Source organism: Leeuwenhoekiella sp. LLG6367-2.1 (assembly GCF_045055775.1).
Taxonomy (GTDB): domain Bacteria; phylum Bacteroidota; class Bacteroidia; order Flavobacteriales; family Flavobacteriaceae; genus Leeuwenhoekiella; species Leeuwenhoekiella aequorea.
In genome coordinates, this window is the sequence record NZ_CP159331.1 from 892,501 (window position 1) to 895,000 (window position 2,500).

Sequence of the window (2,500 nt, forward strand, 5' to 3'; positions counted from 1 at the left end):
GAAGCCCCCGCATCCAATCAGTAGCTCTACCTCTATAAAACTATAAATCAACGCTGCACCTAAATGCATTTCGGGGAGTACGAGCTATTTCCGAGTTTGATTGGCCTTTCACCCCTACCCTCAGGTCATCCCAAGACTTTTCAACGTCAACGGGTTCGGTCCTCCACTATGTGTTACCACAGCTTCAACCTGCCCAAGGGTAGATCACACGGTTTCGCGTCTACTCAACCTAACTAAACGCCCTATTCAGACTCGCTTTCGCTACGGATCCGATGCTGAACATCTTAACCTTGCTAGATAAAGTAACTCGTAGGCTCATTATGCAAAAGGCACGCCGTCACAACTTACGTCGCTCCGACCGCTTGTAGGCGTATGGTTTCAGGATCTATTTCACTCCCTTGTTCAGGGTTCTTTTCACCTTTCCCTCACGGTACTGGTTCACTATCGGTCTCTCAGGAGTATTTAGCCTTAGCGGATGGTCCCGCCAGATTCATACAGGGTTTCACGTGCCCCGCACTACTCAGGATACCACTATCTATAACGCTCTTTACCTATACCGGGCTATCACCGTCTATGGCCACTCTTTCCAAAGTGTTCTAATTCATTACGCATAAAATGTCGTGGTCCTACAACCCCGGTCCTGCCGTAACAGAACCGGTTTGGGCTAATCCGAGTTCGCTCGCCGCTACTATCGGAATCACTTTTGTTTTCTCTTCCTCCGGGTACTTAGATGTTTCAGTTCCCCGGGTTTGCCTCCTTGCGGATACTATACCTTCAGTATAGTGGGTTGCCCCATTCGGATATCTGCGGATCAATTTGTATGTGCCAATCCCCGCAGCTTTTCGCAGCTTATCACGTCCTTCATCGCCTCTGAGAGCCTAGGCATTCCCCATACGCCCTTATTTAGCTTATTGTACTTCTTGCTCTTATAAGGACTAGGTATTGCTACCAAGCCTTTCTATTCTTTATTCTAATGAGTTCTATCTATAATATATAATTAACTATTACTAGCTAACTAAAAATTTGTTTCTCTCGTATTCTTATTATTTCCCAATATGTCAATGAACGATCGCGAGTCGCGATAGACAATTAAATCATCTATGCTACTCACCGCAAGCTCTGAAGATAATATCTCATATCTTCAGGCATTGCCTGGTGGAGAATATCGGAGTCGAACCGATGACCTCCTGCGTGCAAGGCAGGCGCTCTAGCCAGCTGAGCTAATCCCCCATTATTTAAAAGCTAGTTAACAGTTATTAGTTAACAGTACTTATAACGGCTACTCAACCTCTAAAATTTCCTTCAATATCTTTTTTATGAACTAAATGTCTCAAGCTTTAACCTAAAACATAGTATGTGCCTTAGCACACAGTAGTCTCAGGCAGACTCGAACTGCCGACCTCTACATTATCAGTGTAGCGCTCTAACCAGCTGAGCTATGAGACTGTCCTTTATTTATCAATCGAATGACTCACTAATTAAAGTGAGCCATCAATCGAAAAATATCTTGAATCAACAACATTAAAAACTAAAATAAGTATTCGAACTTTTCTTTCCTTATAGTCGCGTCTTTTCTACCCATTGGGTAGAGAAGCTCTAGAAAGGAGGTGTTCCAGCCGCACCTTCCGGTACGGCTACCTTGTTACGACTTAGCCCCAGTTACCGGTTTTACCCTAGGCCGCTCCTTGCGGTGACGGACTTCAGGTACCCCCAGCTTCCATGGCTTGACGGGCGGTGTGTACAAGGCCCGGGAACGTATTCACCGCATCATGGCTGATATGCGATTACTAGCGATTCCAGCTTCACGGGGTCGAGTTGCAGACCCCGATCCGAACTGTGATAGGTTTTATAGATTCGCTCCGCCTTGCGACGTGGCTGCTCTCTGTACCTACCATTGTAGCACGTGTGTGGCCCAGGACGTAAGGGCCGTGATGATTTGACGTCATCCCCACCTTCCTCACAGTTTGCACTGGCAGTCTTGTTAGAGTTCCCGACATTACTCGATGGCAACTAACAACAGGGGTTGCGCTCGTTATAGGACTTAACCTGACACCTCACGGCACGAGCTGACGACAACCATGCAGCACCTTGTAATCTGTCCGAAGAAAAATCTGTTTCCAAATCTGTCAGACTACATTTAAGCCCTGGTAAGGTTCCTCGCGTATCATCGAATTAAACCACATGCTCCACCGCTTGTGCGGGCCCCCGTCAATTCCTTTGAGTTTCATTCTTGCGAACGTACTCCCCAGGTGGGTTACTTATCACTTTCGCTTGGCCACCCAGCTCTCAATCGAGCCGGACAGCTAGTAACCATCGTTTACGGCGTGGACTACCAGGGTATCTAATCCTGTTCGCTCCCCACGCTTTCGTCCATCAGTGTCAATCAATTATTAGTAGCCTGCCTTCGCAATTGGTATTCTATGTAATATCTATGCATTTCACCGCTACACTACATATTCTAGCTACTTCATAACAATTCAAGACTAACAGTATCAATGGC

At 46.4% G+C, this 2,500-nt stretch carries 2 tRNA genes and 2 rRNA genes (2 of these 4 running past the window's edge); all 4 read right to left on the reverse strand.

The features are described 5' to 3' along the window. A 23S ribosomal RNA gene (locus ABVM53_RS04150) occupies positions 1–913 on the reverse strand (it extends 1,918 nt beyond the left edge of the window). Between the two features lie 240 nt (positions 914–1,153). Continuing rightward, positions 1,154–1,230 (reverse strand) — tRNA-Ala (locus tag ABVM53_RS04155). Positions 1,231–1,372: 142 nt separating this feature from the next. Then, positions 1,373–1,446, reverse strand: a tRNA-Ile gene (locus tag ABVM53_RS04160). 154 nt (positions 1,447–1,600) lie between these two features. Further along, positions 1,601–2,500: ribosomal RNA gene (locus ABVM53_RS04165) — 16S ribosomal RNA — on the reverse strand; it runs 622 nt beyond the window's last position. The 16S and 23S rRNA genes sit together here with 2 tRNA genes alongside, the layout of an rRNA operon.